The organism is Candidatus Thiodiazotropha sp. AKAK3 (genome assembly GCF_058244645.1).
The window spans coordinates 218,176-241,578 of the sequence record NZ_JBSYOQ010000077.1; the positions used below are offsets into that span (position 1 = coordinate 218,176).

Below are 23,403 nucleotides of genomic sequence, written 5' to 3' on the forward strand. Positions count from 1 at the left end.
AAAACAGAAGTGATATGGCGAAGCTGTTCAGAAGTGTTTAAACTGCAGGAAAAGCCACAACATGATCAACAAAGAGACGAATCCCGATCATCTCGCCTATCCCATGATCATGGTGACTTTGAACCAGACACAATATCTCAGTGCCATCTGAGAGTGCCAGGGTATAGAGATATTCTGCGCCCTGAAAAACCTTATCCACTATTTTAAGCTTGAAGTCACTCTGATCATCATGAATGACATCATCAGGACGTAGCAGCAACTCTACAGCCTCTCCTACTTTGGGTGACTCAACGAACTCTCCTCTTATCTTCCCCAAAGGAGATTGAATCTCACCATCCTCGGTGACATGGCCAGGCACCATCGCCCCCTGACCGATAAAATCGGCAACAAAACGATCCCTGGGTCGATGGTAAAGGGAATAACCACTATCCCATTGCCGCAATCGCCCCTCACCCATGACACCAATCGCATCGGCCAATGCGAAGGCTTCCAGTTGATCATGCGTCACCAGTATGGCGGTAACCTCTTCCCGCTTGAGGATATCCCGCACCTCACGGGCCAACTGTTCTCGTAGCTCTACATCAAGCCCTGAAAATGGCTCGTCCAGCAGCAGTATATCCGGTTGTGGCGCCATGGCCCGAATAAGGGCGACTCGCTGCTGCTGCCCACCGGACAATTGATGGGGATACCTCTTTTCTGAACCTGACAATCCAACCAGCTCTAGCAGGCTTCTCACCCTCTGCTTGCGTTGAGAGTTGCTCAACCCTCGTAGTCCGAAGGCAATATTCTCCTCAATATTGAGGTGGGGATAGAGGGCGAAATCCTGAAACACCATGCCCACACGTCGTTTTTCAGGGGCCAAAGTCTCACCAGGGCGAGATACACAGCGACCATCGAGCTGTATCTCTCCCTTTGTCAGGGGTTCGAATCCCGCTATGGCACGTAAAAGACTGGTCTTCCCACAGCCACTGGGACCTAACAGGCAACCTATCACACCCTTTTGCAAGGCAAAGCTGACATCGTCAACAACGGTTTGCCGACCATACTTGACACTGATATTTTCGACCTTAAGTTGATTCGGCATGACGCGACCGTGTAATGGAACGACTTAATAAAATAACCGGTAAAATACCAACAGCCACAATGGTCAACGAAGCGTATGAGGCATCAGCCAATCGTTCATCGGAGGCCAACTCATAAGCTCTTACCGCCAGCGTATTGTAGTTGAAGGGACGTAGTATCAGTGTTGCCGGCAACTCCTTTAACACATCAACAAATACCAACAGCAGAGCAGTCATCAGACTCCCTTTAAGCATTGGCATATGCACCCGGCGTATAATCTCTCCTGAACCGGCCCCCATCGACAGGGCAACTTCATCCATGGTCGGACGAATCTTCCCCAAACCTGCTTCAACTGTTTGCAGTGAAACTGCCAGAAAACGTACCAGATAGGCAAAGATAAGGGCAACCAGTGTGCCACTCAGTAAGAGACCTGTAGACCAACCGAACTCGCCACGCATCCACTCATCCAGACTATTGTCGAAGGCTGCAAAGGGAATCATGACGCCTATCGCAATCACTGTACCTGGAATGGCGTACCCCATGCCCGCAGTCCTCACTGCAAGTATAACCGGCCAGCTTCCATATTGGCGTTTGCCATAACTGAGAAAAAGCGCCAGTAATAGCGCCAACAGAGAGGCACTGCCCGCCAACAGCAGGCTATGGATTATTAAACTGAAAAAACGACTGTCCAGACTCTCTTCTGCTGTGGTCATGGCCCACCAAAGCAACTGACCAGCCGGTAAAATAAAGCCTAACAAGAGCGCCCCTGAACAGATAACAAAAGCCATCAAAGATTGCTTGCGGTTCAATTGAAAGCGGGTCAATGATTGATGCCGCTGAGTGGTGTGATGATATCGAGCCTGCCTGCGGGATCCCTTCTCAATCAGGATCAGAGTGAACACAACCAGTAATAACATGGCGGAGAGTTGAGCTGCCGCAGCGGCGTTATTCATACCATACCAGGTACGAAAGATACCTGTGGTGAAAGTGGAAACACCAAAATACTGCACTGTGCCGTAGTCAGCCAGGGTCTCCATCAATGCCAGAGACAATCCGGCAACAATCGCCGGTCTCGCCAGTGGTAAGGCTACCTTGAAAAAGGTTCTCCAAGGACCGTTACCCAGGGTTCGGCTGACATCCAAAACACAGATTGACTGCCCCATAAAAGCAGCTCTGGAGAGCAGATAGACATAGGGATAGAGCACCAGTGAAAGCATCAGTGCCGCACCTTCAATGGAGCGAATCTCAGGGAACCAGTAATCACCATACCCCCATCCAGTCAGCTCTCTCAGAAGCGTCTGTACAGGACCGGCAAAGTCGAAAAGCCCGGTATAGGTGTAGGCAATGATGTACGCTGGAATCGCCATCGGCAGTAGCAGCGCCCACTCAAACAGCCAGCGTCCCGGGAACTGACACATACTGGTCAGCCAGGCCGTACTTACCCCCAACAATAAAACCCCTATGGCCACACCAACCATCAGCAATAGTGAGTTGGTGATGTAGTCCTGCAACACCGTAGCAGCCAGGTGCTCCCAAACCTCACCGGCGGGTTCAAAGAGGTATCCGAGCACTACCAATACAGGGACCGAAAGCAACAGAGCGATGGCGAGTACACCAATACTCCAGCCATTCATCCTGAATGAGAGTCGAGAGAGTACTCTACTTCTATCTGCTGCCAGCATGACTTGTGGCTTCAGTTACCAACAGACAGGGTCTTACAGATCTCTGCTCAGCCACTCTTGTGTCAACTTTTTTCAAGTAAAAAGACTCCCAGTAAATTGTCCGGTTATAATCTCCATAGAACGACCACACTTATCTCTCTATTTCCACCCGGCACGATCCATCAATCTAAGCGCCTCTGGATTTAGCTCGCCTAGTCGACTGAGATTAATCCTATCCAATCTGAACTCACCCCATGCCTTTAAAGTATCACCTTCCTCGACATCATCTCTCACCGGATATTCACCATTCGTCTCTGCATACCACGCCTGGGATGATTTACTGACCAGAAACTCCAGCAGCCTGATAGCGGCCTGCTTGTGTTTTGCTGTCTTGATCACAGCTGCACCACTGACATTGACATGTGCCCCTCTGCCAGACTGATTGGGCCAGAAGACTCCCATCTTCTCAGCTGCTTTTCGCTGACTTGCCTCTTTCGAATTTAACATCCCTGCTAAATAGTAGGTGTTGGCAATAGCAATATCACAAACACCCGCTGCTGCTGCTTTGATCTGGTCCCGGTCCCCGCCTTTTGGCGGACGGGCGAACTGTTTCACAAAAGATTTCGCCCAGGCCTCAGTAACATCGATACCATTCGCTTCAATCATTGAGGCTACCATAGACTGGTTATAGATATTACCCGATGATCTAATACAGATCCGACCACGCCATTGGGGATCAGTTAAAGCCTCATAAGAAGAGAGTTTTGACGGATCCACCCGCTCTTTCACATAGAGAATAGGACGTGCTCTTAAGGTGAGACCAAACCAGTGACCATCAGGGTCACGGAAATTACCCGGTATAAATTCAGAGAGTGCCTCTGATTCCACAGACTGAGTAACCCCAGCTGCCTTTGCACGATGCAAACGACCTGCATCTGTGGTGATCAGCAAGTCAGCAGGTGTATTTCGACCCTCACTCTGCAAACGCTGTAGTAGCGCATCCGCTTTACCGGTTACCAGATTTACCTCTATTCCTGTTTCATCAGTAAACCTGTCTAACAGTGGTTTGATTAATTTCTCTTTACGTGCAGAGTAGAGGTTAACCTCTTCTGCATTGACCACCATGGGAATGAGCATGCTGAGTACGACAGGCAACACAACTGATTTGGCTAAAAGTGACACGGATAGTACCCCTTAACTAATAATTTAACATCAATATCTAAATGATAACGATTTTCATTATAATTCGCAACACCCCACCCAGTCAGCCACCACAATGTACAAAATTCCTAAACATTCAATCTCTATTAACCCGGCGACTAAGTATGTTGTCTTCAGGGTTTCAAGCCTGCCCTTGATCAAGGCGCGGCTCGCGCCCCGCAGGAAGTGCCCTTGGGGTGCAGGCAATGGTTGTTCCCTTGTCAAGAGCCGCAACACCGAGCAAGGGCAGGCTTGAAACCCCTAACAATATGATTTTTAAAAAGACAGGCCGAAGTGTGCCTGCCTGCAGACTGCGTTATCAAAACTTGCTGTAGGAGTGCTACAGCGGCGTTTTGATGCCTTGCCGCAGGCTGGCACACTTCGGCTGAAGACAACATACTTAGTCGCCGGGTTAATATAAACCCGGCATCTTAATTGATAGGTTTTAAGTTAATGAAACAGCGCAATAATCGACATGGCTTGACACTGGTTCTCACAGGTGAAGGTAAGGGTAAATCATCTAGCGCGTTCGGCATGGTGTTCCGCGCCGCCGGATGGGATATGAAGGTTTTAGTCATTCAGTTCATCAAGGGCAAATGGAAAACAGGTGAACAGAAAGCCGCATCGCGCTTCGAAAACATTGAATGGCATGCCCTGGGCGATGGCTTCACCTGGGATACAAAGAATCCGGATCAAGATCGCCAGACAAGCCGTGAAATATGGTCTTTTTGCCAGCAAAAGATCGTCTCAGAGAACTACGATCTGGTCGTCCTGGATGAGATTAACTATTGCTGTGGGTATGGCTGGATCAGTGGAGAGGAGATAGCAGATTTCATCCGAGACAATAAGCCCGCCTGGATGCATCTGGTTCTGACTGGCAGAGATGCACCAGCGGAACTCCAGGCTGTCGCAGACACAGTGACTGAAATGGGCAAGATCAAACACGCCTTTGAACAGGGTATCAAGGCTGAACAGGGGGTTGAATTCTGAAGCAGATGTATCCGAAACAGCAGCTATAAGCCTACCTGATTACCCTCCATACTCAGCAAAAGAGTATCAACCTGTATAACCGTAATATGCGCTAGTGCAGTTGCTGGGGCATGGCCCCACCCTACACTTTATATCGACAGGTAGGGTGGGGCCCTGCCCCACCAAATCGCGCTGGAAATTCACAAAAACCCCCCGCAACCTTCCGTAGATCCTTATCGACACCTCTCTTAACTATCACTGTAGCTGACGTTGGAGGGTAATCAGGTAAGCCTATGCCCTTGGCGTGAACCTGATGCTTATTTATCTACAGGTTATTTGCCAACCCTCCTCAACATGGGGCCCAAAGCCTGTTCAGTCGCCATCGAACACCCGCCCTATTCCTCCTAGAACTGAACCCTCACCCTTGTCACTGCCTCCGGCTGATGGTGCATTTGACAAGATTCTGTCTGCCATGCGCGAGAAGGGCAGACTCTGTAACCAGACCGTGCCATGACCTTTCAGAGTCGCAAGAAATAACCCCTCTCCCCCAAACACCATCGATTTCAGATTACCTGAGCGCTGTATGTCATACTCCACACCACTGGTAAAGCCAACTAAACAGCCTGTATCCACTCTTAGAGTCTCACCACTGAGTTTTTTCTCAACAATCGTACCGCCAGCCTGAATGAAGGCCATACCATCTCCCTCAAGGGCCTGGAGAATAAAGCCTTCCCCACCAAACAAACCGCTACCTATCTTCCGATTGAACGCAATATCGACTTTAGTGCCCAATGCAGCGCAGAGAAATGCATCCTTTTGACAGGTAACCTTCTCACCCAGCTGGGCCATGTTTAACGGCACAATATTCCCTGGATAGGGTGCTGAAAATGCCACACGTTGCTTAGTGGATCCCCGGTTTGTGAAATGGGTAGTGAATATCGACTCTCCGGTAAATACACGTTTGCCAGCAGAAAACAGCTTACCCATCAGCCCCTCATCAGGATTGGAGCCATCACCCATTTTGGTTTCGAAATCTATGCCCTCCTCCATGTAGGTCATTGCACCAGCTTCAGCAATAACCGTCTCTTGTGGATCAAGCTCCACTTCCACCAATTGCATCTCTGAACCGAGTATTTCGTAATCAACCTCATGGCAACGCATTTATTAAGACTCCTTTAGTGTTTATAACAATAGTAAAATTTTCTAAACTACTATGACAACTCATGCCATATAGTGATATGTTTTAAGAGATAATTTATCGATTTGATTAAAGAACCTCTGAATAATTCAACAGCAAACTTATCGTCGATCACAAATAGCTCGATCCAAGGCACGAATCTTGGGTAATAACCCAGCTATTGGGAAGATTCACAATGTAGAGTTGTTGCATCTTGAGGGCAAGATGTCGGTCGGCGATTTGTTCATAGGTTCCTCAAATATAGGATACACATAGATGCTGATTACTATCAGGCTTCAACTGCCATGATTCATCACCGCTCTACACCTTGGCTTATGCTTGCAGCCAGCGCGCTACTACTTGAATTGGCAGCCCTCTATTTTCAACACGGAATGTCATTGGACCCTTGTGTCTTGTGCATCTATCAACGTGTCGCTGTACTCTCTATTTTTATCGCGTCCATGATTGGCGCCAGCGCACCCCATCTACTCGTAATCCGATTAACAAGCTATCTGTTCTGGATAGCGGGTGGAGTATGGGGTCTCTATCTGGCACTCAAGCAATCAGGGCTACAGCTTGGCATCATTCCTCCCTCCATGAGTTGTGATGTAAATGCAAAATTCCCTTCCTGGTTAAAGCTGGATGAGTGGTTCCCTTCAATCTTTCAACCTTCAGGCTTCTGTGATGATATCCAGTGGGAATTCATTGGCCTGAGCATGCCTCAGTGGATGATCATTGTCATGGCCGGGTATTTACTGATCCTCCTCATCTTCATCACATTCGACGTACGTGCATTGATCAAGCGGCGGAACAATAGCGTCTTGACTTGATGAGAACAGAGACCGGTGACGCGTTTTAAATGCCATAACATCTGATGAGGAATCCAGAACTTTAGTCTACTAAAGCATCAGCAAAGATACCCCCCACGAGTGGCTAATCAGGAACTTGCCGAGGCATGTGAGAGATGGCCTCTACTCACAATAATAGAACCTCTCTTATGATCCAAAATAGGTTTTGTAAAACTGTAGTGCTGCACGACCACTTTTAGTCCCACCCCGTGCCATGGCGAACTGTTTGGCTGCCTCATGCAGTGTCTCGCGGCTCCCCTGATAATCTTTAAAGTAGTGGTCAACAATTTCTAAATAGCCCTGCCAATTCACAGGATAGAAAGAGAGCCAAAGACCAAATCGGTCTGAAAGGGCTAACTTCTCCTCTACGGTATCACCAAGATGGAGATCCCGCCCCACCAGGACTGCATCCTGATTATCATCCATCGACTCCGGCAGCAGGTGGCGTCGATTAGAGGTCGCATAGATCAGTATATTTTCAGGTGGCGCCTCTATAGAACCATCCAGAACACTCTTCAGCGCACGATAGGAGGCCTCCCCCTGTTCAAACGTCAAATCGTCACAAAAAACAATAAAGTACTGAGGCAGAGTTCTGATCTCGTCAACTATTTCCGGCAGCTCAACCAAATCATTTCTATCCACCTGAATCAATCGCAACCCCTGAATCTTGAACTCATTCAGAACCGCTTTGATCAGTGAGGATTTTCCGGTTCCACGAGCCCCCCAAAGTAGAGCATTGTTTGCCCCTGCACCCTTGATGAAGCGTTCAGTATTGTTTACCAACTGTTGCTTCTGTTGATCAATACCAACCAGGTGCGCCAGCTCAATCGGATCAGTGTTTTCGATCTCACGCAGGTAGGCCTTGCGGGGTCGCCAGATAGCTGCTGTACTGTTTTGCCAATCGATTGACATGATTTTTCCTCAGTAGCAGTTAATCTGTTGCCACTCAGCTATCTGCAACTACGACGCAGTTACGACCCTTTGCTTTAGCTGCATAGAGTGCATCGTCAGTACGCTTGAGACAGTTACTAAGCAACTCACCAGCTTGAAACAGAGAGACACCAAAACTGGCGGTAATGGAGAGCTGCTTGTCGATCAGTGTCATTGGATTGCTAGCCAGATCATCACATAGCCGTTGCGCAAGAGATAGCGCATCAGCAAGTTGGGTTTCAGGGCAGAGGATTATAAACTCCTCTCCCCCCCAACGTCCGAGTTCATCTGCATCCCTAATCTGGGCTTGCAACTGCTTTACGATATATTTCAATACCTGATCGCCAATATCGTGACCATAGGTGTCATTGATCTGCTTGAAGTAATCAATATCCAGCAGAATGAGGCAAAAACTACTGGAGCCACGCTCACTCTGGGAAACCACCTGCTCCAGTCTTCTGCTCATGGCACGCCGATTGAGGGAATTAGTGAGGTAGTCAATGCGTGACGTCTCTTCCAGCATACGCTCCACATTTTTTCTTTCAGCTATCTCTTTCAGCAATTTTTCATTGGTTTGCACCAATTCCATAGTTCTGGTCTCAACCCGCTCCTCCAGCTCTTCATGTGCACTATAAAGCTCAAGCTGATTGCTTTTGATCTGTTGCTGCTTGGCCTCAAGACGTTTCGACATCATGTCGAACGATTGTGCCAACTGATCCAGTTCGTCACCATTGGTATGCGTGTCACTCATCTGCTCTGCGGGTGCGATTTGGGCAAATCGAGTGGCCAGCGAGGTAATACGCTGGGTGAAGTTATGTGAGAGTAGTCGACTGAATATCATTGCCAGGGTAATTGAGAGGACCAATGATAAAAAACCAGCCAGCCGGATATGTTCGAACTTACTTTTCACCTCATCCGCACGCATATCGATGCCAACAAGATACTCATCTTCTCCTGTTTCTACTGGAGAGTAGCCGGAAAGAAAAAACCCCCAGCGATCCCCAGTAATCTCCTTATCAACTGAAGGGCGTAAAAACCCATCCATCATCGTAATCAGATCAGGCTCATACTCCTCTCCTGGTGATGCGGGCTCCTGCATATCGGAATCGAGTACAAAAACAGCTTTATCGCCAACTTTACGCATCACATAGATAAAAGCGATATCGGGATTTGTTTTCACATAGCCACGTAGCAGAGTTACATACTCTTTATAGCTGGCCAGAGACATATCCTGCTCATTACGAATCGTATCGAGTTCAGCATTTTCAAAACCATGACTGATCAGCGCAGCACTGTTCTTCAGCCGGGATTGCAGTGCGCTCATCAAATTTTCTATTGCACTCTGATAGAAGTAACTACCAACACTCCCGGAAACCAGGACGATTGCGGCAAAGTGGCTGAGAAACAGCTTGGTTTGGATTGTAAGTCTCATCGGCAGGATACAGTAACAATCTTTATTTATGGTTTTAGAGGGGTACTCTGGGCACAGCAGCAATGAGTTGCTGTGTATAGTCATTTTGCGGACGATTTACAATATCTTCCGTGAGTCCCTGCTCGACGATCCTACCCTGATACATCACTGCAGTACGGTCACTCACATACTCAACAACACCAATGTTGTGGGTAATAAAGAGTAAAGTCAAACTGTGCTGCCGCCGAAGCTCCAGTAGCATTTTGAGTATTTCAGCCTGAACAGAAACATCAAGCGCACTGGTGATTTCGTCACATACAATAAAAGAGGGATTGAGCGACAATGCCCGGGCAATCCCTATCCGCTGTCGCTGTCCACCTGAGAACTCATGGGGATAACGCCATAGGGCATCCTCCTCCATCTGAACCTGCCTTAACAAGTCCCGCGCAATTTCAATTCGCTCATCGCGACTCTCACCAATCCTATGAACTTTCATCGGTTCGGTGAGGATGGCAGCAATACTCAAGCGGGGATTCAGTGAGGAGATCGGATCCTGGAAAATGATCTGCATATTACGGCGAAAGCGACGTAACTGGCTTCGATTCATCTCTGTGATGTCTGTGTTATCAAAGGCTATCTGACCCGATGTTGGTTCGGTAAGTCTCAGAATTCCACGCCCCAATGTGGTCTTACCACTGCCCGACTCGCCCACCAGAGCGAGGATCTGTCCGCGGGGAATCTCCAGATCGACACCATCAACAGCCCGGACTTTATCCACTACCCGGCGTAACAATCCTTTACGCACAGGAAAGTGGATCTCCAGATTAGACAATCTGATCAGTGGCTGTTGATCCTCCAGCGGCTTGTGGGGCTGGCTCCGGGCAAGGTTTTCAGGCAGTGCAGCGATCAGTGACTGAGTATATCGATGTCCGGGAGAGTGGATGATCTGTTCTGTCTTGCCAGTCTCCACCAGTTTGCCATTCTGCATGACGCCAACCCGATCAGCGATTTCTGAAACCACCCCAAAGTCATGGGTAATAAAAAGTATCGCCATCCCAGTGCGCTCCTGCAGCGCTTTCATCAATCTCAGGATCTCTCGCTGTACCGTAACATCCAAAGCCGTTGTAGGTTCATCAGCAATCAAAAGGTCGGGCTCACAGGCCATCGCCATGGCTATCATCACACGTTGGCGCTGTCCACCAGAGAGTTGATGAGGGTAACTGTTGACCCGCGTCTCCGGGTCAGGCACCTGCACCTCTCGTAACGCATTCATTACACGTGCCCAGGCCTCTGCATTGGAGAGTTGAGGAAAATGGAGTCTTACAGCCTCCAGAATCTGTTCACCGATGGTAAAAACAGGATTCAGGGAGCTCATCGGCTCCTGAAATATCATGGCGATACGACCACCGCGCACCTGCCGCATATCCGCCTCACTGAGCAGTGTTAGATCGTCAGCCTCCCCATCACCCGTTGTAAATAGGATTTCGCCACTGTAGGTGCTCAGTGCCGTTTCAGGTAACAGGCGCATTATGGATAGTGCGGTAATCGATTTACCGCTACCGGACTCCCCTACCAAACAGAAAGTCTCTCCGCGGTCGATTTGGAAATCGATACTATCCACTGCCTTGATGGGTTCTGGCTGGTGCTTAAACCAGACTTTTAAATCTTTTACAGACAGCAGCATCAGTTTGACTTGCTCAAATAGGGATCGATGGCGTCTCTTAATGATTCACCGATCAGGTTATAGGCAAATACCGTAAAAAAGATTGCCCCACCGGGAAATGCCGCCATCCACCAATTGAACCGGGATGATTGCACCGCCTGGTTGAGCATCTCACCCCAGGATGGATCGTCCACTAAACCAAGCCCGAGAAAGCTCAAGGTTGCTTCAGCAAGAATTGCGGAGGCCACACCAAAACTCGCAGCCACCAAAACTGGCCCCATCCCATTCGGCAACATATGCCGAAACAGAATTGAGTGGAGTGGTAGCCCTGCCGCCTCAGCCGATTGAACAAAATCCTGCCGGCGCAGACGTAAAAACTCAGCACGAACATAGCGGGCAAAACCGGGCCAGCTGGTAATGCCTATGATGACCATCATGATATAGAGACTGCGTCCAAAAAAGGCAACAAATGTAAGTAATAGAAATAGAGTTGGGACAGCTTCAAATATCTCTACCAGGCGCATACCCAGCATATCGACAATGCCAGAGAAGTACCCCATCAAGCCACCGATAATCACCCCGAGTACCATTGCTATTCCGGTTGCAACGAAGCCTATACCCAAAGCGATTCTGGAGGCATGTATCATACGACTGAGGACGTCAGCGCCATTTTGTTCAGTACCAAACCAATGGCTGCGATGCTGTTGAGACAAAGGCGCTTCGAGACCCGTGTCACCGAGATCCCGCTGATAGTCCTTAGGTGAGTAAGGAACCGGCGCGTAGACAACCCAATCGTAATCGCCCTGTTGTTCAGCTACTCGATATTGCTCATAGATCACCAGCTTTGGCGGGGCAACAAAACTGTAGGCCAGTACGCCTCCTATACCCAGTAAACAGAAATAAACCACCATTTTTCGTGCTGTAGAGATTCGCCAGGGTAAGACAATGAGCAGACTGGCAAAGGCACTCAGAAAAAGCACATCTTCAGCTTCAAGGTAGGTTAATACCGGGCTCGATATGACACCTTGTTGACTGAGCAAGAGAGGGAAGCTGCTCGCCAGAAAGGGGGCGAATATTCCGACCAGCGCCAACAGAGCAACCCATGACAGTCCCAATCGGGCCCCCCAACGGATGAAGGTTTGCCCTAAAATCTTTCGCCAATAGCTCTGGCGTTGCCGATCAGTCATAACTCACCCTCGGATCGGCCAGTGCATAGAGGATATCGGCCATCAGATAGCCAAACAGAGTCAATAGACCACCGATCAGGGTAATCGACAATACCAGCTCTCTATCCCGGGTCTGCACAGCCTCCACCGCCAACTTACCCATTCCCTCAATACTGAAGATACTCTCCACAATGACAGAACCTGCCAATAGACTGGGTAAAAGACTCGCCGCAACGGTTATCAAAGGCAGCAGGCTGTTTCTAAAGACATGCCGCCACAGTACGACTGATTCAGACAAACCCTTTGCTCGAGCGGTGCGGGCGTAATCGGAGAGCAGATTCTCAAGCACTGAGGTTCGGGTTAATTTGGCAAGTCCGGCAAATCCCCCATAGGAGAGGCACAATACAGGCAGGGCCAAATGCCATAAACGGTCGACCAGAAACCCTCTGAGCCAGCTCCCCTGCATCCCATACACTGCCAACATCAGACCAACCAGTAGACCGGTGGTGAGAAATCCCAATTGGCGCATCAAAATATAGTTGGTACTGGCCAACCAACCGGCTAGCAAAGCGAATAGTGTCGGTATGAAGATAAAAAGTGATAACGCATGTTCCGCCTCAGGTAAGGCCTGAACCATTAAAACCCCCAGCCCTCCCCAGCAGAGTGCGAGAAAGCCTACTCTGAGTGGTTTTGAGGTATTGCGGCTGATTGTCAGAAACAGCGCTGCCGCTAACAGCACACTGACAAACAGCAAAGCCACATCCCATAGACTCGACCAATGGGGTAGAAACACCTGATCCATTGCCAGACGATCACTCAAACCGGCTGTCGGGAACCAGTGCCAATACTGCTGATTGGCAAAAAATCCAATCAACAGCACACCGGCCAACATGGTCGGCACCGACCAGAGCCCCAACATCACAATACCACTGCTGACATCGAACGAACGCCCCCGCTCGACAGCCGCTCGAACCCCCACCAGCAGAGCCAGCATATAGACCAGGGGGATACTCAGTACATTCAGCAGAATGGTTATCGGTACCCGTTCAGCCAGCAGGTCAGTTACCGGACGCCCATAGCGAAAACTGCGCCCAAAATCGGCTCCTTTGGTGAATGAAAAACCACTCACACTATTCTCTTCATCGAAGACAAATCCGACGGGCGAGACGTTATTCAGCCAGCGAAAATATTGCAGATATGGTGGATCATCGAGACCGTAGAGCCGATTATAGTAAGCCTCTATCTCTCGCTTCGCTTCGGGATCGAGATTTTGCCCTTCAACCAGACTCTGAGCACTGATACCACCGGGGGAAGAGGCCATAACGACAAACACCACCAGGGTAATCCCCAGTAAGGTGGGAATCATCAACAGCACTCTTCGAAACAGATAGGTCAGCATAAAGAATTACTGCTTGTATCGCTGTTCGTTGATCGGTACATAAGTCTCAACCGGTAAGCTTCCCAGATTCAGGCCGAGCTTGGTTGAGACTATATTTCGCAAACGTCGATCGATAAAAACCAGGCTTTTACTCCGTTTGAGGAATGTATAGGGCTGGTCTCTGAAGAGCGTTTTCTCAGCATCCCGCCACAAAGGCATGCGCTTCTCCTCATCCACTGTAGCCCGTGCTTCATCGATCAGCTTATCCAGCTGAGGATTTGAATAGCCGGTGAAATTATTGCCACCATCCGCAATCTGACTGCTGTGAAACATCTGATAGAGATCGGTTTCAAGGCCACTGGTCCAGCCCAGGGTAATCGCATCAAAATCACGCTTTTTCATCAAGTCGATCATCACCGACCACTCTGTAGGCTTAGGCTGTAACTGAATACCGGCTCGGGCTAACAGGTCTTTGATGAACAGCACCATACGGTTGGTGTCATCGTTGCCTTGAAAATAGACCAAGTCAAACTCAAAGGGCTCACCCTTTTCATCTTCGAGTACCCCATCACCGTCACTATCGGCGTATCCGGCCTCTTTCAGCAGTGCCATTGCTTTTGCCTGATCATAGGCTCGCGGCATCAGATCAGGATCATGTTGCTTACTGCCACTGCTGAATGGACTGATCGCCACGTCTGCATAACCCAGAAAAATCTCCTCATTGATACGTTCACGATCTATCAGATAAGTCATTGCCTGCCGCACTCTGACATCAGCAAAGCGGGTAGCTTTCCCCTTTCTCTCCTGATTCCATCCGATATAGCTATATCCCGCGACGGGACTCATGTACTCCCAATGTTCAGCCTTTTTATCCAAATCCTGATCATCCACCAGTTGTTTATACTCCCTGGGTTTAGAGACATAAGTATCGATCTCTCCATTACGAAAGGTAGTCAGTCGCGCGCTATCATTTTCAATAACCCGCCAGATCAGACGATTGTAGGGTGGTTGTACCATCCCCCAATAGCGGGGATTACGCTGCAGCTCGATTATGCCTTTGTCAGGCGACCAGTTGCTCGGATCCTCCAGACGATATGGTCCGGAACCAAGCAACAAGCCTTTTGACTGATTGAAACTGTTCGGCTCTTTCAGATAGGGCTCATAGAAGTGCTTCGGCATCACAGAGAGTCCACCAGCCAGGGAGAGGGCATTGAAATAGGGCTCAGCGAACTGAAACCGCACTGTCAGCGGATCCAGTACCTCAACAGATTCGATCTTCTCATAATAGGCCCGCTCCCTCGGCGCCTGTATTGCCGGATTCATGATAAATTGAAAGGTAAACGCAACATCTTCAGCAGTGAGGGGTTTACCATCTGAAAACTGCAGACCCTCACGAAGTTTAAAGACAAAGGTCAGACCATCATCACTGACTTGCCACTCTTTGGCGAGCAAGCCTTCCCACTCCAGAGTATCGGCATTGCGAGTCAGCAGACTCTCAAGGATATAACCCTGTACAGTGGATGAATAGGCATCTTCAGATATAAAGGGGGTAAGGGATTTCAGGTTCACGCCAAAGGATCTGACCAACCAGTCCCCTTCAGCATAATCCCCTTTTTGAGTTGCCTGATAGGCCCTCTGGAAAGCCGCAGGCACAGCTTCGTTTTCATCTGACGCTGCACCTGAAGCAACAGTGACCCCCTCAGAGACCCGTCTGCCCAGCGACCTGATTTGAACATTCATCTCGCGAATATCTGTCGCCTGTTCGCGCATCAGCTGTTCCATTTGCGCCATCTTTTGCCACTGCCGGTCAACCATGTACATGGCGAGAATCAGGGTAATGAGTATCGCGACCAGTCCACCAAAGTAGAGGATGTCCCGGCCGTTTAGACGATGCTGCATGTATATTCTCCTACGCTCCAGAGATAATTAACCTGGAAACCAGACAAGGCCAATATTAGCCATCACAGATTGATTCGATTCAGGCAGAGCAATTTTATGCTCCTTACAGAAATTCTTCGAAGCATGATTTAGCTCTTTAGCCGCCTTATGATTGACCGGCATCCCGGTCAGCTTCAGATACAAGGTTGCCGGGTTAGACAATCCTAGTCAATGGAGTGTTGTTGGCTTTCATCCTGGAATCGGTAGTTAGAGATAGATTCGAGGGAAATCCCGGCGTGTCCGGCAAGGCATCGTTCGCCGTTAATCGCGAGTCATTTCCTTACGATGGATAACAACGGTCAACTGCAGAATCCAGTTTCATGATTATCTGTCAAAAACACCTCGATTTGTTGGCTCAAGAAGTAGCCCTATAGCTGTCATGATAAAACCCAATAGAGAATTTATTCAGGTCAATCCAATATTACGGCAAATTGAAGGGATTTAGATGGGAAGATTGATGGCGGGGTTCTAGAAACCCCGCCATCGGATCACTATGTCTGATGTAGATATCAGCTCACTGATCAAAACAGCGCCAAAACAGCAGGGACTTCTATTCGCTGCTCTGCTTCAGAAGAATTTCGATATCGGCCCGTGTCTCCAGATCGTCCATTACCCGCTCGTAGTAGCTTCGGCCATAGAGGCGACGGATCTGATCGGCTTGCTGTTTGCTGGCTTCAGCTTCTGCCGATTCGCCTTCAGTGACTTTTGACAGCACAAACACAGCGAAGTCACCCGTCGCCAACTTGACACTCCCTGGCATCACCTCTCCTGGCTGAGGCTTAACTGTACGAAACAGTTCACTTGATAGCGCAGGTGGCAACTCCCTGCTATTGCGATCGACTATAACAGGTCCCGTAACAGCATAACTGCCCGCTGCCTGAAGCAGTGGATTATCACCATTGATTTCAGCCAAGCGCTTTTCTGCCTCTGCACCGGCCTGCTCTTCCGCTTTCTGCTTGGCTAGCCGTTCAGATATTTGATCATGCACTTCATCCAAAGGCCGCACAGATGCTTCCTGATGATCTAAAATGCGCACAACCACGGAACTGGTACTATCGAGCTCAATCAACTCACTGTTATTGCGTTCCCGTAAAACATCATCACTGAAAGCAGCACCCAACACCTTCGGTTTCGCAATTACACCCTCGGTTTGATTCCGGGTCATCCAGTCGCTCTGTTCAATTGACAGATTTAATTCTGAAGCCGCAGGTTCAAGGGAGGTTGGATCGTCATAACTCACGTTGGCCAACTCTTCAGCCATTTCAAAATAGAGCTTCTCACCTTCGGCCAAACGATAGGCCTTCTCAACTTCAGCCTTAGCCATTTCGAAGGGCTTGACACTACCCGACTTAATTCCGGTCAGCTTGATCAGATGAAAACCGAAGCTGCTGCGTACCGGCTCACTGACAGCCCCCTCTTCGAGACGGAAAACAGCATCTTCAAAGGCTTGATCCATAATACCTTTACCGAAGAAACCCAGATCACCACCCTCAGCAGCGGAACCCGGATCCTGGGAGTGGACTTTTGCCAACTCGGCAAAGGACTCCTGTTGATCTATCTTCTTAGCCAATTCATCGATTTTTGCAAGCGCCTCATCAACCTTGGCCTGCTCTGCATCAGCAGCAACCTGAATCAGGATATGACTCGCTTTTCTTTGTTCAGGCAGACCATACAGATCCTGATTGTCGTCATAGAAGCCTCTCAGTAACTCGTCACTGACTGTCACTGTCTCCCCTATCGCGGCTGCATCCAGCAGTATGTACTCAAGTTTGACCTTCTCGGGAGCGATAAATACGGTTTCGTTATTTTTGTAGTAAGTCTCGATATCGGATTCAGTTACCGCATCTTCAACCATAAAATCTGCAGCTGGTATGGTGAAATAGGAGAGTTCTCGGGTCTGCTTCTGCAGCCGGTTGCTCTCTGTCACTTCACGATTTGTAACGAAGACCCCATTATCGATGGCTTGAGCCAACTGCTCAGAGACAAGCGCACGCCTGACCCGATCCTCGAAAGCGGCAGGAGAGAGACCTTGTAGTTGCAGTGCCCTTTCATAGGTCTGCTGGTCAAACCGGCCATCTTTGTGAAACATGGACATACCCAGAATTGTGGCCTGTATCATACTGTTGCCAGCACGTAGCCCCATTTCGTGAGAAGCCTGTTGCAGCACCTCTTCTCCAACCATCCGGTTGAGAACCTCTTTACGCATCCGAACATCATCAAAGAGTTCTGGCCGATAGGCCGCACCCAATTGATCACGCAATTGTTGACGAAAACGTTGAAAACGAGATTCCAGGCCGCGTTCAGTTATTTCCACGCCATTGACGTTGGCAGCCACTGGCTCTGAACCTATGCCCAAATAGGATTGAATTCCCCATAGAGCAAATGGAATGGAGATGAGTATAACGATTGCCCAAGCGATCCAGCCTTGCGCTTTATCTCTGATTTCCTGAAGCATGATCAGTGACTCGAAATTATTATAACCGGGAACTATTCCTGGTATTTATTTTAAACAAAAACGGGGTATCTGATTGAGATACCCCGTTGATGATCGATATTGGCGGAGCGGACGGGACTCGAACCCGCGACCCCCGGCGTGACAGGCCGGTATTCTAACCAACTGAACTACCGCTCCTAATTGGTGGGTGCTGCAGGGATCGAACCTGCGACCCTCGCCTTGTAAGGGCGATGCTCTCCCAGCTGAGCTAAGCACCCCGGTAGAAGGCGCGCTAGTTTATTGCATCCTTCAACGCTTTACCAGCTTTAAATGAAGGAATTTTTGATGCCTTGATTTTAATCGTCTCTCCGGTCTGGGGGTTGCGGCCATCACGGGCAGCGCGTTCTTTCACGGAGAAGGTACCAAATCCTACCAGAGAAAGCGTATCACCAGCTTTCATTGCGTCTGTCACGGCACTAACCATTCCGTCAAGTGCACGCCCAGCTGCGGCTTTAGAAATGTCCGCGGATTCCGCCATTGCCTCAATTAGTTCGGCCTTATTCATTAATCAGTTTCCCCTATGGTCTGGGCGAATCACTTCGCCTAAAGAATTATGTGTGTAATGGCTCACTCAGAGCCGGAAACGCCAGAATTTATACCGGCTGCCAGATAGCCTGTCAAGCTAAGGCAGAAGCGGGCTGGCCGCAAGAACCCAAGCTGTGACAAGGTATTGTTAAAAATTCACAAAGTCTCAGTGTTTTGTAGGTGTACCAGATTTCTTAACCGCTTCCTGAGATCGCTTAGCGCCACGTTTACTCGTTGACTCAGCACCTTTCGTCTCTTTCGTTTGCTTAGGCTGAGGTACGTCATTTAACGCAATCTGCAGCACCTCATCGATCCAGCGAACAGGTATGATATCTAGGTTTTCCTTGATATTCTTTGGGATATCAACAAGATCCCTCTCATTCTCTTCTGGAATAATAACTGTTGCTATACCACCGCGATGAGCAGCCAACAGCTTCTCCTTGAGCCCGCCTATGGGTAAAACCTCTCCCCGTAAGGTGATCTCTCCAGTCATCGCCACATCCGCCTTTACAGGTATCTTGGTGAGGGCGGAAACCAGGCTAGTGCACATTCCCACACCGGCACTCGGACCATCTTTTGGGGTCGCCCCCTCAGGTACATGGATATGCACATCATATTTTTGGTGGAAATCCTCTTCCAGGCCCAAAGATTCAGCACGGCTTCTGACCACAGTCATGGCAGCCTGAATTGACTCCTGCATCACTTCACCCAGCTGACCGGTATGGCTGAGTCTGCCCTTTCCGGGCATCAGCGCCGCTTCTATATGCAGCAGTTCACCACCCACTTCGGTCCAGGCCAGACCAGTAACCTGTCCAACCTGATCGTGCTCATCCGCACGGCCATAACGAAAACGTTTGACCCCGAGGTACTCATCCAGACGCTTCGGCGTCAGAGTGACCTTGGTCTTGGTTTTCTTCAGAAGTATCTCTTTCACAACCTTGCGACAGATCTTGGCTATCTCACGCTCAAGGTTTCTGACACCCGCCTCACGGGTGTAATAACGAACGATATCCCGAATTGCAGCCTCTCTGATGATAAGCTCTTCCGGTTTCAGTCCATTGTTCTCCATCTGCTTGCGGACAAGATAACGTTCCGCAATATTTACTTTTTCATCCTCGGTATAACCTGAGAGACGAATCACTTCCATACGATCCAACAGTGCGGCCGGGATATTGAGTGTATTGGCCGTGGCTACAAACATCACTTCTGACAGATCAAAATCAACTTCCAGATAGTGATCATTGAAAGTATGGTTCTGTTCAGGGTCCAGCACCTCCAACAACGCCGAGGCAGGATCGCCCCGGAAATCCATCGCCATTTTGTCGATTTCATCCAACAGAAACAGTGGATTACGGGTTTTAACCTTACTCAGGTTATTGATGATCTTACCGGGCAAAGCTCCAATATAAGTTCGTCTATGACCACGAATCTCAGCCTCATCTCTGACGCCGCCAAGGGCCATACGGGTAAATTTCCGGTTTGTTGCTCTCGCAATGGATTGTCCCAATGAGGTTTTACCAACACCAGGAGGGCCTACCAGACAGAGAATGGGGCCCTTCAGCTTACGCACGCGCTGCTGTACCGCCAGATACTCAAGGATACGCTCCTTGACCTTCTCCAGACCGTAGTGATCTTCATCAAGCACTTCATTAGCCGCACCGATATCATTTCGAATTTTGGTGCGCTTTTTCCAAGGCAGACCCACAAGGGTATCGATATAGTTTCGAACCACAGTCGCCTCGGCTGACATTGGCGACATCAGTTTTAATTTGTTGAGCTCGTTATTGGCCTTTTCCTTAGCCTCTTTGGTCATACCCACATTTTCGATTTTCTTAGTCAGATCTTCGATTTCGTTAGGTGCATCATCCATTTCGCCGAGTTCTTTCTGAATCGCTTTCATCTGCTCATTCAGGTAGTACTCCCGCTGATTCTTCTCCATCTGGCGCTTAACCCGCCCACGAATTCGCTTCTCCATCTGCAGAATGTCATTTTCACCTTCCATCAACCCCATCAGATGCTCTAAACGTTCCCGCACATTGGGCATCTCAAGCACATGCTGCTTCTCATCCAGCTTGAGAGACATATGCGCTGCAATGGTATCGGCCAAACGACTTGGATCATCGATGCTTGAAAGTGAAGTAAGCACCTCAGGTGGGACTTTTTTATTGAGCTTGACATACTGATCGAAGAGATTGGTTGCTGAACGCATCAACACCTCTGTCTCTTTTCCAGCCAGATCAATGGCATCAGGCAGAGTCTCGAGTCTGGCACTGAAGAACTCATCGTTCTCCACAAATTCAAGAATTCTTGCCCGTTCACCACCCTCAACCAATACTTTGACAGTACCGTCGGGGAGTTTTAACAACTGTAAGATATTGGCCAATGTGCCGATCGCATACATGTCGCCGATATCAGGATCATCAACATCTGCGCTCTTTTGCGCTGCCAGTAGAATCTGCTTGTTACTCTGCATGGCTGAGTCGAGTGCCAATATCGACTTATCCCTGCCAACGAACAGAGGGATAACCATATGGGGATAGACAACCACATCGCGCAACGGTAGTACCGGCACAATGTTGGACTGGTCTTTAGTCGATCCGGCTGCTTTTTGCTCTTGAGCCATTCAAATGTCCTCATAAGGCAGAAGCCTGCCTGAAAATAGTTCAACTGCAGGTACTACAGCGTCAACATAGGGATTTGAGTCTGACAGGTTACTGAATGTTCAACACACAGACCTATTTAGACAGATATTATCCTATATATGGCTTAAAGCCTGACGTTTCAAGTCTATTCGCTATCTTAATTAACGGAAAGTCAGAATCAGGCGGTGTTCAACCACCCTGAATAGAGACGCTCTGACAGCATAGTTAACATGCTGCCAGAAGCGTATACATTTAAATAAAAATACAAATGTGCTTATGGATCAATCAGATGCAGCGATCTGTTTATCGCTGTTTTCGTAGATCATTAACGGATCTGACTCACCTGCAATAACCCCTTCATCCACAACGACTTTGGTGACCTCATCCATTGAAGGCAGGTCATACATGGTATCCAGTAATACCTGTTCCAAAATGGTGCGTAGACCACGAGCTCCGGTTTTGCGGGCCATTGCCTTGCGAGCAATCGAACGCAGGGCGTCTTCTCTGATCTCCAGTTCGCAGCCCTCCATTTCAAACAGACGGCCATACTGCTTGGTCAGAGCATTTTTAGGTTCAGTCAGGATTTTGACCAATGAGTCTTCATCCAGCTCCTGGAGAGTTGCAACTACAGGAAGACGACCCACAAACTCAGGTATCAATCCATATTTGATCAAATCTTCAGGCTCGACATCGACGATGATGTCCCCAACTGAACGGGAATCATCCTTACTTTTGACTTCAGCTGAGAAACCGATACCGCCCTTTTCAGAACGATCTTTGATCACTTTCTCCAGCCCAGCGAAAGCGCCGCCTACAACAAACAGGATATTTGAGGTATTAACCTGTAGAAACTCCTGTTGCGGGTGTTTTCTACCACCTTGAGGAGGGACAGAAGCTACAGTGCCTTCAATCAGTTTCAAAAGTGCTTGTTGTACACCCTCACCTGAAACATCTCTGGTAATGGACGGATTATCAGATTTACGGGAAATTTTATCGATTTCATCGATATAAACTATGCCTGTCTGCGCCTTTTCGACGTCGTAGTCGCATTTTTGCAGCAACTTCTGAATGATGTTCTCAACATCTTCGCCAACATAGCCCGCTTCTGTAAGCGTGGTGGCGTCAGCAATCGTAAAGGGCACATTCAACAATCTGGCCAAGGTCTCTGCGAGCAGGGTTTTGCCCGACCCAGTGGGACCAATCAGAAGAATATTTGATTTGGCCAGTTCGACCTCACTATCCTTACCGATGGCATCAAGCCGCTTGTAGTGGTTATATACAGCGACAGAAAGCACTTTTTTTGCCCTCTGTTGACCAATAACATACTGATCCAGCGTCTTTTTTATCTCTTGAGGCTTGGGTAGCTTGTTGATGCTGTCTTCACCGGGCTCCTGCATCTCCTCACGGATAATGTCATTACAAAGCTCGACGCACTCATCGCAGATAAAGACGGAAGGACCGGCAATCAGTTTCCGCACCTCATGCTGACTCTTGCCGCAAAAGGAGCAATACAACAGCTTACCGTCGTCACTTTTACCGCTCTTGTCACTGCTCATATTTCACTCCTTCAAGCCGAATTCAACCTGCTCTACTTCAATCATATCTAACTGCACCTATATGGCAAGGTTAGCGACGAAAAACCCTGACTCGAGTATCACGCCATCCATTGCATGCTTCAACCTCATTATTGAGCCGGTTGTCAGCTGTTATCAATACCACCACGATTAGACAATACAGAATCGATCAGGCCATAGGCAACTGCATCATCTCCGCCCATAAAGTTATCGCGGTCAGTGTCACCTGATATTTTCTCAAGACTCTGACCTGTATGTTCAGCCATGATGCCGTTCAAACGCTCTTTCAGCAATAGGATCTCTTTCGCATGGATCTCTATATCCGTTGCCTGCCCTTGAAAACCACCCAGGGGCTGATGAATCATCATGCGTGAGTTAGGTAAGCAGTAACGCTTACCCTTGGCGCCACCGGTCAGCAACAGCGCACCCATGCTTGCCGCCTGGCCAATACACATGGTACTGACGTCGGGCTTAACAAACTGCATGGTATCGTAAATCGATAAGCCAGCGGTTACCGATCCACCTGGGGAGTTGATGTAGAGATGAATATCCTTATCCGGATTCTCAGATTCCAGAAACAGTAGCTGTGCCACTACCAAATTGGCCATCTGATCTTCTACAGGCCCGACAAGGAATATGACCCGTTCTTTCAATAATCTGGAATAGATATCAAAAGAGCGCTCGCCTCGTGCAGTCTGCTCGATAACAATCGGTACTAGACCAAGGCTTTGTGCATCCGGCATTGCTGACACTGTTTCAATCATC

The 23,403-nt window shown here is 48.8% G+C and carries 17 protein-coding genes and 2 tRNA genes; 2 read left to right on the plus strand and 17 right to left on the minus strand.

Annotated features, from left to right (window positions below):
• Nucleotides 1–37: 37 nt before the first annotated feature.
• The 3 genes from AC4IE7_RS21275 to AC4IE7_RS21285 form a co-directional block, all read right to left on the minus strand.
• A complete protein-coding gene (locus AC4IE7_RS21275; protein WP_490778889.1) occupies nucleotides 38–1,084 on the minus strand; it encodes an ABC transporter ATP-binding protein in 1,047 nt (348 codons plus the stop codon).
• On the minus strand, nucleotides 1,068–2,744 hold the full coding sequence (locus AC4IE7_RS21280; protein WP_490778890.1) for an ABC transporter permease: 1,677 nt from the start codon (nucleotides 2,742–2,744) through the stop codon (nucleotides 1,068–1,070). Before AC4IE7_RS21280 ends, AC4IE7_RS21275 begins: the two co-directional genes overlap by 17 nt.
• A gap of 138 nt (nucleotides 2,745–2,882) precedes the next feature.
• The gene (locus AC4IE7_RS21285) at nucleotides 2,883–3,860 is read right to left on the minus strand and encodes a Fe(3+) ABC transporter substrate-binding protein (protein ID WP_490778916.1); all 978 of its coding nucleotides are present in this window, start codon (nucleotides 3,858–3,860) and stop codon (nucleotides 2,883–2,885) included.
• Between the two features lie 516 nt (nucleotides 3,861–4,376).
• Here AC4IE7_RS21285 and cobO point away from each other — a divergent pair.
• Nucleotides 4,377–4,913 carry a cob(I)yrinic acid a,c-diamide adenosyltransferase gene (gene cobO / locus AC4IE7_RS21290; protein ID WP_490778891.1) on the plus strand — a complete coding sequence of 179 codons (537 nt, stop codon included), beginning with the start codon at nucleotides 4,377–4,379 and terminating at the stop codon, nucleotides 4,911–4,913.
• 351 nt (nucleotides 4,914–5,264) lie between these two features.
• Here cobO and AC4IE7_RS21295 read toward each other — a convergent pair whose 3' ends face one another.
• Entirely contained in the window at nucleotides 5,265–6,053 is a 789-nt protein-coding gene (locus tag AC4IE7_RS21295; protein ID WP_490778892.1) for a TIGR00266 family protein, read from the minus strand.
• A 321-nt stretch (nucleotides 6,054–6,374) separates the two neighbouring features.
• Between AC4IE7_RS21295 and dsbB the strand changes: the two genes are divergently transcribed.
• Nucleotides 6,375–6,899, plus strand: coding sequence for a disulfide bond formation protein DsbB (gene dsbB / locus AC4IE7_RS21300; RefSeq protein ID WP_490778893.1), 525 nt, complete (start codon nucleotides 6,375–6,377; stop codon nucleotides 6,897–6,899).
• A gap of 165 nt (nucleotides 6,900–7,064) precedes the next feature.
• On the opposite strand, the gene AC4IE7_RS21305 is transcribed toward dsbB, so the two are convergent.
• The 13 genes from AC4IE7_RS21305 to clpP all read right to left on the minus strand — a co-directional run bounded on the left by AC4IE7_RS21305 (nucleotide 7,065) and on the right by clpP (nucleotide 23,402).
• On the minus strand, nucleotides 7,065–7,829 hold the full coding sequence (locus tag AC4IE7_RS21305; protein ID WP_490778894.1) for an ATP-binding protein: 765 nt from the start codon (nucleotides 7,827–7,829) through the stop codon (nucleotides 7,065–7,067).
• Nucleotides 7,830–7,863: 34 nt separating this feature from the next.
• Entirely contained in the window at nucleotides 7,864–9,279 is a 1,416-nt protein-coding gene (locus AC4IE7_RS21310; RefSeq protein WP_490778895.1) for a GGDEF domain-containing protein, read from the minus strand.
• 34 nt (nucleotides 9,280–9,313) lie between these two features.
• Nucleotides 9,314–10,942: an ABC transporter ATP-binding protein gene (locus AC4IE7_RS21315; RefSeq protein WP_490778896.1), complete on the minus strand. Its 1,629-nt coding sequence runs from the start codon at nucleotides 10,940–10,942 to the stop codon at nucleotides 9,314–9,316.
• A complete protein-coding gene (locus tag AC4IE7_RS21320; protein WP_490778897.1) occupies nucleotides 10,942–12,108 on the minus strand; it encodes an ABC transporter permease in 1,167 nt (388 codons plus the stop codon). The genes AC4IE7_RS21315 and AC4IE7_RS21320 overlap by 1 nt, the downstream gene beginning before the upstream one ends.
• Entirely contained in the window at nucleotides 12,101–13,486 is a 1,386-nt protein-coding gene (locus AC4IE7_RS21325) for an ABC transporter permease (RefSeq protein ID WP_490778898.1), read from the minus strand. Before AC4IE7_RS21325 ends, AC4IE7_RS21320 begins: the two co-directional genes overlap by 8 nt.
• A gap of 6 nt (nucleotides 13,487–13,492) precedes the next feature.
• Nucleotides 13,493–15,364 carry a peptide-binding protein gene (locus AC4IE7_RS21330; RefSeq protein WP_490778899.1) on the minus strand — a complete coding sequence of 624 codons (1,872 nt, stop codon included), beginning with the start codon at nucleotides 15,362–15,364 and terminating at the stop codon, nucleotides 13,493–13,495.
• Between the two features lie 589 nt (nucleotides 15,365–15,953).
• Nucleotides 15,954–17,858 (minus strand): SurA N-terminal domain-containing protein, encoded by a 1,905-nt coding sequence (locus AC4IE7_RS21335; protein WP_490778900.1) that lies wholly within the window; start codon nucleotides 17,856–17,858, stop codon nucleotides 15,954–15,956.
• A 100-nt stretch (nucleotides 17,859–17,958) separates the two neighbouring features.
• A tRNA-Asp gene (locus tag AC4IE7_RS21340) sits at nucleotides 17,959–18,035 on the minus strand.
• Between the two features lie 4 nt (nucleotides 18,036–18,039).
• Nucleotides 18,040–18,115 (minus strand) — tRNA-Val (locus tag AC4IE7_RS21345).
• A 14-nt stretch (nucleotides 18,116–18,129) separates the two neighbouring features.
• Nucleotides 18,130–18,402 carry an HU family DNA-binding protein gene (locus tag AC4IE7_RS21350; protein WP_490778901.1) on the minus strand — a complete coding sequence of 91 codons (273 nt, stop codon included), beginning with the start codon at nucleotides 18,400–18,402 and terminating at the stop codon, nucleotides 18,130–18,132.
• 186 nt (nucleotides 18,403–18,588) lie between these two features.
• Nucleotides 18,589–21,045 carry an endopeptidase La gene (lon, locus tag AC4IE7_RS21355; RefSeq protein WP_490778902.1) on the minus strand — a complete coding sequence of 819 codons (2,457 nt, stop codon included), beginning with the start codon at nucleotides 21,043–21,045 and terminating at the stop codon, nucleotides 18,589–18,591.
• 300 nt (nucleotides 21,046–21,345) lie between these two features.
• Nucleotides 21,346–22,620 carry an ATP-dependent Clp protease ATP-binding subunit ClpX gene (gene clpX, locus AC4IE7_RS21360; RefSeq protein ID WP_490778903.1) on the minus strand — a complete coding sequence of 425 codons (1,275 nt, stop codon included), beginning with the start codon at nucleotides 22,618–22,620 and terminating at the stop codon, nucleotides 21,346–21,348.
• Between the two features lie 143 nt (nucleotides 22,621–22,763).
• Complete coding sequence (clpP, locus tag AC4IE7_RS21365; RefSeq protein ID WP_490778904.1) at nucleotides 22,764–23,402, minus strand: ATP-dependent Clp endopeptidase proteolytic subunit ClpP; 639 nt, start codon at nucleotides 23,400–23,402, stop codon at nucleotides 22,764–22,766.
• Nucleotide 23,403 lies beyond the last annotated feature (1 nt).

Excerpts from the sequence above, each read along its gene's own strand:
- AC4IE7_RS21275 (WP_490778889.1), bottom strand. The coding sequence starts at position 1,084 with ATGCCGAATCAACTTAAGGTCGAAAATATCAGTGTCAAGTATGGTCGG.
- AC4IE7_RS21280 (WP_490778890.1), bottom strand. The coding sequence starts at position 2,744 with ATGCTGGCAGCAGATAGAAGTAGAGTACTCTCTCGACTCTCATTCAGG.
- AC4IE7_RS21285 (WP_490778916.1), bottom strand. The coding sequence starts at position 3,860 with ATGCTCATTCCCATGGTGGTCAATGCAGAAGAGGTTAACCTCTACTCT.
- cobO (WP_490778891.1), top strand. The coding sequence starts at position 4,377 with ATGAAACAGCGCAATAATCGACATGGCTTGACACTGGTTCTCACAGGT.
- AC4IE7_RS21295 (WP_490778892.1), bottom strand. The coding sequence starts at position 6,053 with ATGCGTTGCCATGAGGTTGATTACGAAATACTCGGTTCAGAGATGCAA.
- dsbB (WP_490778893.1), top strand. The coding sequence starts at position 6,375 with ATGATTCATCACCGCTCTACACCTTGGCTTATGCTTGCAGCCAGCGCG.
- AC4IE7_RS21305 (WP_490778894.1), bottom strand. The coding sequence starts at position 7,829 with ATGTCAATCGATTGGCAAAACAGTACAGCAGCTATCTGGCGACCCCGC.
- AC4IE7_RS21310 (WP_490778895.1), bottom strand. The coding sequence starts at position 9,279 with ATGAGACTTACAATCCAAACCAAGCTGTTTCTCAGCCACTTTGCCGCA.
- AC4IE7_RS21315 (WP_490778896.1), bottom strand. The coding sequence starts at position 10,942 with ATGCTGCTGTCTGTAAAAGATTTAAAAGTCTGGTTTAAGCACCAGCCA.
- AC4IE7_RS21320 (WP_490778897.1), bottom strand. The coding sequence starts at position 12,108 with ATGACTGATCGGCAACGCCAGAGCTATTGGCGAAAGATTTTAGGGCAA.
- AC4IE7_RS21325 (WP_490778898.1), bottom strand. The coding sequence starts at position 13,486 with ATGCTGACCTATCTGTTTCGAAGAGTGCTGTTGATGATTCCCACCTTA.
- AC4IE7_RS21330 (WP_490778899.1), bottom strand. The coding sequence starts at position 15,364 with ATGCAGCATCGTCTAAACGGCCGGGACATCCTCTACTTTGGTGGACTG.
- AC4IE7_RS21335 (WP_490778900.1), bottom strand. The coding sequence starts at position 17,858 with ATGCTTCAGGAAATCAGAGATAAAGCGCAAGGCTGGATCGCTTGGGCA.
- AC4IE7_RS21350 (WP_490778901.1), bottom strand. The coding sequence starts at position 18,402 with ATGAATAAGGCCGAACTAATTGAGGCAATGGCGGAATCCGCGGACATT.
- lon (WP_490778902.1), bottom strand. The coding sequence starts at position 21,045 with ATGGCTCAAGAGCAAAAAGCAGCCGGATCGACTAAAGACCAGTCCAAC.
- clpX (WP_490778903.1), bottom strand. The coding sequence starts at position 22,620 with ATGAGCAGTGACAAGAGCGGTAAAAGTGACGACGGTAAGCTGTTGTAT.
- clpP (WP_490778904.1), bottom strand. The coding sequence starts at position 23,402 with ATGATTGAAACAGTGTCAGCAATGCCGGATGCACAAAGCCTTGGTCTA.